Annotated in this window: 6 protein-coding genes; 1 reads left to right on the forward strand and 5 read right to left on the reverse strand. The window is 71.8% G+C overall.

The window, feature by feature from the left end; genetic code table 11:
• Positions 1-20: 20 nt before the first annotated feature.
• Genes AB0C76_RS34715 through AB0C76_RS34730 form a run of 4 tightly spaced genes read right to left on the reverse strand, consistent with a single transcriptional unit; the run spans position 21 to position 4,774 of the window.
• Positions 21-1,484 carry a beta-glucosidase gene (locus AB0C76_RS34715; protein ID WP_359973346.1) on the reverse strand — a complete coding sequence of 488 codons (1,464 nt, stop codon included), beginning with the start codon at positions 1,482-1,484 and terminating at the stop codon, positions 21-23.
• 41 nt (positions 1,485-1,525) lie between these two features.
• Positions 1,526-2,383 (reverse strand): carbohydrate ABC transporter permease, encoded by an 858-nt coding sequence (locus AB0C76_RS34720; RefSeq protein WP_359973348.1) that lies wholly within the window; start codon positions 2,381-2,383, stop codon positions 1,526-1,528.
• Between the two features lie 6 nt (positions 2,384-2,389).
• Positions 2,390-3,373, reverse strand: a complete 984-nt coding sequence (locus AB0C76_RS34725) for a sugar ABC transporter permease (RefSeq protein ID WP_359973350.1) — start codon at positions 3,371-3,373, stop codon at positions 2,390-2,392.
• Between the two features lie 51 nt (positions 3,374-3,424).
• On the reverse strand, positions 3,425-4,774 hold the full coding sequence (locus AB0C76_RS34730; protein WP_359973352.1) for an ABC transporter substrate-binding protein: 1,350 nt from the start codon (positions 4,772-4,774) through the stop codon (positions 3,425-3,427).
• Positions 4,775-5,041: 267 nt separating this feature from the next.
• Between AB0C76_RS34730 and AB0C76_RS34735 the strand changes: the two genes are divergently transcribed.
• On the forward strand, positions 5,042-6,076 hold the full coding sequence (locus AB0C76_RS34735) for a LacI family DNA-binding transcriptional regulator (RefSeq protein ID WP_359973355.1): 1,035 nt from the start codon (positions 5,042-5,044) through the stop codon (positions 6,074-6,076).
• On the opposite strand, the gene AB0C76_RS34740 is transcribed toward AB0C76_RS34735, so the two are convergent.
• The coding region (locus AB0C76_RS34740) for a cellulase family glycosylhydrolase (RefSeq protein WP_359973358.1) at positions 6,077-7,257 on the reverse strand (1,181 nt) is incomplete at its 5' end.

The raw sequence follows: 7,257 nt of genomic DNA on the forward strand, positions 1-7,257 counted from the left end.
CGTCAAGGGATCCGACACCCTCACGCGCGCGGGTCGGGCAGCGCGCCCAGGCGGATCACCTCCGCGTACCACCGGGCACTGTCCTTGGCGATCCGGGCCTGGGTGGCGTAGTCCACGTAGTACAGGCCGAACCGTTTGCCGTAGCCGTACGCCCACTCGAAGTTGTCCATCAGCGACCAGAGGAAGTAGCCCCGCACGTCCGCGCCGGCGGCGATCGCCCGCCGGACGGCGTCGAGGTGGCCGCGCAGGTAGTCGATGCGCTGCGGGTCGTGCACCGCGCCCTCCGGTGTCAGCCGGTCGTCGAAGGCCGCACCGTTCTCGGTCACCATCAACGGCAGCCCGGGGTGTTCACGGTGGATGCGCAGCAGCAGGTCGGACAGGCCGGTCGGGTCGATCGGCCAGCCCATGGCGGTGCGCCGGCCGGGCGCGCGGTGGAAGAGCACGTCGGCACAGCCGGCGAAGGGGGACTGGGCGCCGTCGCCGTGGCCGGCGTCGCTCGCCGCCTCGGAGCCCGGGGCCTTCCCGTCGGACAGGGCCGAAGTCACCGTGGGGGTGTAGTAGTTGACGCCCAGCAGATCGATCGGCCGGGCGATCGTGGCCAGGTCGCCGTCGTGGACCAACGCCGGCCAGTCGACCAGGTGCCCCGTGTCGGCGAGCAGGTCCTCGGGGTAGCCGCCCTTCAGCATCGGTCCGGTGAAGACGCGATTGCCCACCGCGTCGATCCGCCGGGCGGCCTCGCGGTCCGCGGCGGACTCCGTGAGCGGCCGCACCTCGTGCAGGTTGAGCGACACGGCGATCCGCGCCTCCCGGGGCAGCGCCGCGCGCAGCGCCTCGACCGCGAGGCCGTGGCCGAGGTTGAGGTGGTGGGCCGCGCGCAGGGCGGCCGCCCAGTCGGCGCGGCCCGGGGCGTGCACCCCGGAGCCGTAACCGAGGAAGGCCGAGCACCAGGGTTCGTTGAGGGTGGTCCAGATCTTCACCCGGTCTCCGAGCGCGTCCGCCACCAGCGCGGCGTAGTCCGCGAAGCGTCCGGCGGTGCTGCGGGCGGGCCAGCCCCCGACGTCCTCCAGGTCCTGCGGCAGGTCCCAGTGGTAGAGCGTGACGGCCGGCTCGATGCCGTGCTCCAGCAGCTCGTCCACCAGGCGCCGGTAGAAGTCCAGGCCCCGTTCGACGGCCGGACCGCGCCCGGTCGGCTGCACCCGCGGCCAGGACACCGAGAACCGGTAGGCGCCCAGGCCCAGTTCGCTCATCAGCCGGACGTCCTGCCGGTAGCGGTGGTAGTGCTCGGTGGCGCGGTCGCCGGTGTCACCGCCGGCCGTCCGTCCCGGGGTCCGGCTGAAGGTGTCCCAGATCGAGGGTGTCCGGCCGTCCACGTCGACGGCCCCCTCGATCTGGTACGCCGCCGTCGCGGCTCCCCAGAGGAAACCGGCGGGGAAGGCGGGAGCTGAGGTCGCGGCCGGGGCCGATCCGGTCCGTACGGGCGTCATGGTTGTCTTCTCCATTGCCAGTGAGCGGGATTGACGGTTCATCAGTTCTTGACCGCGCCGGCGGTGATGCCGCCGACGACCTGCCTGCCCAGGACGGCGAACACCAGCAGGAGCGGTGCGGTCCCGAGCAGCGAGCCGGTGAGGATGACGGCCTGGTCGGAGTCGTACGAGCCGCCGCCGAGCCCGGCCAGCGCGACCTGGACGGTGGGATTGCTCTGGCTCAGCGCGATCAGCGGCCAGAAGAAGTCGTTCCAGGACTGGACGAACACCAGCATGCCGAGGACGGCCATGCCGGGCCGGGCGATGGGCAGCACCACGCTCCACAGGATGCGCAGGCTGCTCGCACCGTCCATCCGGGCGGCTTCGACCAGATCGATCGGCAACGCCTCCGCCAGGAACTGCCGCATGAAGAACACACCGAACCCGGCCACCAGATTGGGCAGGATCACCGACTGGAGCCGGTCGGTCCAGTGCAGCCGCGCCATGATCTGGTACAGCGGGATGACGCTCAGCTGGGCCGGCACGGTCATCGTCGCCACCACCAGACTCAGCAGGGCGCTGCGGCCCCGGAACGGCAGCTTGGCGAAGGCGAAGCCGGCCAGCGTCGCGAACAGCACCGTGCTCGCGCTCACGCAGCCCGCGACCACGACCGAATTGAGCAGTGCCCGACCCATGTGGACCTGGTTCCACGCGATGTCGAGGTTGTGCCACAGGCTCCCGCCGGGCAGCAGCGGCGGCGGGGTCTGCGCGATCCGGGTGCCGGAGGTCGAGGCACCGACCAGGGTCCAGTACAGCGGGAAGAGGGAGAGGACGGCGACGACGGTCAGCGCCGCGTACGTGAACGGTCCCGCTCCGGTGAGGCCGCGTGCTCCCGCACGCCGTCCCGGGTTGACGGCCATCGGTGCTCAGCCCCCGTTCCGGGCGCGGCGGATGCGGACCAGGGCGAGGTTGAGCGCGCCGACGGCCAGCAGGATCAGCAGCATCGTCCAGGCCACGGCGGCGGCCCGGCCGAGGTGGAAGGCGTACCAGCCCTGGTCGTACAGGTACAGCCCGAGAGTCTGGTACTGATGGGCCGAGCCGCCGCTGTGGCCGGTCGCCCCACCGCCGAACAGCAGCGGCTCGCCGAAGAGCTGGGTGGCCCCGATGCCGGAGACCACCACGGTGAACAGGATGGTGGGCCGGATGGACGGCACCGTGACGTGCCGGAACTGCTGCCACCGGTCGGCGCCGTCGAGCGCGGCCGCCTCGTACAGGTCGTGCGGGACGGCCTGCATGGCCGCGAGGTAGATCAGGGCGTTGTAGCCGGTCCAGCGCCAGGTGACGATCGTGGACACGGCGACCTGGGAGCTCCAGGTGCCGCCCTCCCAGTCGACGTGCCCCAGGCCCAGGTGGCCCAGCAGCCAGTTGATCATCCCGTAGTCCCGCCCGAACAGCAGCGTGAACACCAGGGTCGCCGCCGCGATCGAGGTCGCGTAGGGCGCGAGCATCGCGATCCGGAAGAAGCCCCGGCCGCGCAGGCGGTAGTTGAGGAGGTGCGCCAGGCCGAGGGCCATCAGCAGCTGCGGCACGGTGGAGAGCACGCCGATGGTGACGGTGTTGCGCAGGGCGTTGCGGAACAGGTCGTCGTGGAGCAGCCGGGTGTAGTTGCCGAAGCCGCGCCACTGCATCTGGTCGGGCGTCTGGAGGTCGACGCTGTGGAGCGACACCCAGCCCGTGTAGATCAGCGGGAACAGGCCGAACGCCACGAAGCAGACGAAGAACGGCGCGACGTACAGGTACGGCGAGGCCTTGAGGTCCCACCGGTAGAGCCGGCCGCGCCAGGGGCGGGGCCGCGGGGGAGCGGGGCGTGGCGTGCCTCGGGAGGTGGCGGGGAGGGCCTCGTCGAGCATGGTGGTGACCTCTCTGGGGAGCGGACCGGGCGAAGGGCGGGAGGCCGGCCGTCAGTCGCCGACCTTGTCGTCGATCTCCTTGACCGCGTTGTTCCACGCCTTGGCGGGGTCGCTCTGGTGCTGCTCGATGCTGAGCAGGGCGCCGTTGGTGAGGGTGTCCTTGACCAGGCCGTCCCATTCGCCGATCACGGTCGGCCGGATGGACTGCGCGGTGGCGGCGTAGATCTGGCCGGTGGGCGTGTCACCGAAGAAGTCGAGCCTGGCGTTCTGCACCTCCGGCCGGCTCAGCGCCCCGGAGGTGGAGGGCAGGTTGCCGACCGTCGTGAAGACCCTGGCCTGCTGCGCGGGTGCGGTGAGCCAGGCGGCGAGCGCCTCGGCCTCCTTCTGGTGCTTCCCGGCCTTCGGCACGGTGAGGAAGGAGCCGCCCCAGTTGCCGGGGGCCGGGGCGCCGGCGATGTCCCACTTGCCCTTGTTGGCGCTCCCGGACTTGTCGGCGACGATCGCCGTCATCCAGGAAGGGCAGGCGACCGTGGCGAACCTGGAGTTGGCGAAGGCCTGGTACCACGGTGTGTCGAACTGCTTGAGCCCGGCGCTGATCCCGGCCTGGACCGCACCGGTGGCGAGGGCCCAGGCGCTCTTGACGCCGGGACTGTTCTTGTAGTCGAGCCGGCCGCCGCCGTCGTCGTACTGCGTGGTGCTGGAGGACACCACGGCGTTGAACAGACCGCCGGCGGAGTCGGTGAAGAAGGTGCCGGCGGGTGCCTTGGCCTGGTACTGCTTGCCGGTCTCGACGAACTTGGCCCAGTCGCCCTGCCAGAGCCCGGCCACCTGTTCGCGGTCGGTGGGCAGCCCGGCCTGCTGGAACAGGTCCTTGCGGTAGCAGATCGCCATCGGACCGATGTCGGTGCCCAGACCGATGGTGCGGCCGTCCGACGTGGTGGCCTGCTGCGACTTCCAGGGCAGGAAGGCGTTCTTGTCGACGCCGTCCGCCTTGCCGAGGTCGACGAACCGGTCCGCCTGCTTCTTCACCACCTGCGCGATCCGGCCGACCTCCACCGCCTGGATGTCGTCCAGGCCGCTGCCGGAGGCGAGGTGGGTCTGCAGGGCGGGGTAGTAGTCGGTCTCCTGCTCGACGGTGTGCTCCACGATGGTGATGCCGGGATGCTCGCGCATGTACGCGTCGAACAGGCCGGCCTCCTTGTAGCCGAACGTGCCGTAGTCGCCGACGGTCAGGGTGATCTCGGCACCGGAGGCCCCGGTGCCGGTCGAGCCGGAACCCGCGCTGTCGCAGCCGGCGACCAGCAGGGCGCACAGGGCCACGGTCGCGGCGATCGGCAGCGGCTTGCGTACGGGGGCGATGGCGACTTCTCTGCCGCCTTGGAAGGTGCTGGGGTTCCGCATGGCCGAATCTCCTTGTCCAGGCTGGTCCATGGCTGCGCCGCGCACGTGGCGGCCGGAGGCGCTCGGAACTGAGTGCGAGCGCCGGGTGCGGGCGCCGAGTGCGAGCGCCGGGTGGGACGCTGGGTGGGAGCGCTCCCACTGCGATGTGGGAAGATTGCTTCGCCGCGCGAGGCGTGTCAAGGGCGTGCATCGGCTCCGTTACCGGACCGTGTCGTCCGACGGCCCTCGCCGCCGTCCGCCGTCCGCCGTCCGTCGGGGAGAACGATCATGAGCCGAGCCGCGCAGCAGCAACCCGCTGCCCGCCCCACCCTGGAAGCGGTGGCAGCACGGGCCGGCGTGGGGCGGGGCACGGTGTCCCGGGTCGTCAACGGCTCGCCCAAGGTGAGCGCCAAGGCCCGCGCGGCGGTCGAGCAGGCCATCGCGGAACTCGGCTACGTCCCCAACCAGGCGGCGCGCTCGCTGGTCACCTCCCGGACCGACGCGGTCGCGCTGGTCATCCCCGAGAGCGTGGCGAAACTGAGCTCCGAACCCTACTTCTCCGACATCATCAGCGGAGTCTCCGCCGAACTCGGCGAGTCCGACCTCCAGTTGCTCCTGGTGCTGGTCCGCGACGAACACGAGCGGGAACGGCTGACCCGCTACCTCACCGCCCGCCGGGTGGACGGCGTCCTGCTGGTCTCGGTGCACGAGGACGATCCGCTCCCCGAGTTGCTGGAGCGGCTGGAGCTGCCCGCCGTGCTCAACGGCCGCCGCTCGGCCGAGGAGTCGCTGAGCTACGTGCACGCCGACAACGCGGGTGGCGCCCGAGCGGCCGTCCGGCACCTGCTGTCCCGGGGCAGGACGGCGATCGCGACCGTCACGGGGCCGCTCGACATGGAGGGCGCCGCGGCGCGCCTGGCCGGCTACCGGCAGGCGCTCGCCGAGGCCGGCGTGCCGGCCGACGAGGGGCTCGTCGCCCACGGGGACTTCACCGAGCGCGGCGGACGCGAGGGCATGCGGGAGCTGCTCGCCCGTCGGCCCGGCCTGGACGCGGTGTTCTGCGCCTCGGACCTGATGGCGGCGGGTGCCCTGCAGGTGCTGCGCGAGGCGGGCCGGCGGGTGCCGCAGGACGTCGCCGTGGTCGGGTTCGACGACTCCGTGGTGGCCCGGCACACCGATCCGCCGCTCACCAGCGTTCGTCAACCGACCGAGGAGATGGGACGGTTGATGGTTCAGCTGCTGCTCAAGGAGATCGCCGAGCCGGGCCGGTTCCGCCGGCAGACGGTCCTGCCGACGGAACTGGTGGTCCGGGAGTCGGCCTGACTACGGGCCGGCCAGGTGGGCGCGGTAGCCGGCGCCGAAGGCCGTCGGAGTGCCGTCGTAGGAGCTGATCAGCGCCGGGCCGCTGCCGCAGTCCCAGGTGTTCCAGGCCCAGGCGAGGTAGGAGACGCCGTGCTGGTCCAGCCACGGCAGCAGGGTGTCCAGGTATCCGTGCGCGCAGTCGTTCTCGCCCAGCTCCCCGGTCACGACGGGTACACGGGCCGCCAGCGGGCCGATCTGCGCGTCCCAGCAGGAACCGCTGCTGCAGGTGTTGAAGTTGTACGAGTGCCAGGACGCGGCCAGGTTGTGCAGGGGATCGGTGGGCTGGTGGGCGGCCCACTGGGTGAGGTCGTTGGCGTACTCCTGGCCGCCCAGCATCAGGACGTTGTCCGCGCCGGTCGAGCGCACCGCGTCGACCATCGCCTGCATGCCGGCGACCTGGAAGCCGATTCCCGGGCAGCTGCCGCCGTCCCGCCAGCAGGCCCAGCCGCTGGCCTCGCTCCCGGTGGCGCGTGACGGGTAGGGCTCGTTGAACAGGTCGAAGACGGTCGCGTCGTCGCCCTTGAAGGCCTGTGCCACCGAGGTCCAGAACGGGAGCGCACCGGCGGCGTCCGGCATGGGCTTCTGGCAGGTGGCGTTGGCGTCGGGGCAGGCGGCGGACGGTCCGGTGTACGCCCCGTCGGTCCAGTGCAGGTCCAGGATCGCCACCAGGCCGTTCCGGTGCAGCAGGTCGACGTAGCCTCGCACCGCGCCGATGTAGGCCGGGCCGGCGTAGGCGGGGTCGACGTTGGAGCGGCCCAGCCAGCAGTCCTCGTTGAGCGGAACGCGGACGGCGTTGACGCGCCAGGACTTCATCGCGGTGACGGACGCCTGGTCGGCCGGGCCGTCGAAGATGCCGTGGCCCTGGACGCACATGAACTCGGCCCCGGAGCGGTTGACCCCGTGCAGGGTGATCGGGGTGCCGTCGGCCTTGGCCAGCGTGCTGCCCGAGACGTGGACGGCCGGGGCCGGCCCGGTCGGTGGCGGAGTGGTGGTCGGAGTGCCGGTCGGTGCGGGGGTTGGGCTCGGCGACGGGCTCGACTGCGGACCGCAGGGGGTGCCGTTGACGGTGAAGGTGGTGGGGGCGGTGTTGGTGCCGCTGTAGGAGAAGTTGGCGCTGGTGGTGTAGGCGGTGCCGGGGTTGA

It is taken from the genome of Kitasatospora sp. NPDC048722 (genome assembly GCF_040650235.1).
In the GTDB taxonomy this organism is placed as follows: domain Bacteria; phylum Actinomycetota; class Actinomycetes; order Streptomycetales; family Streptomycetaceae; genus Kitasatospora.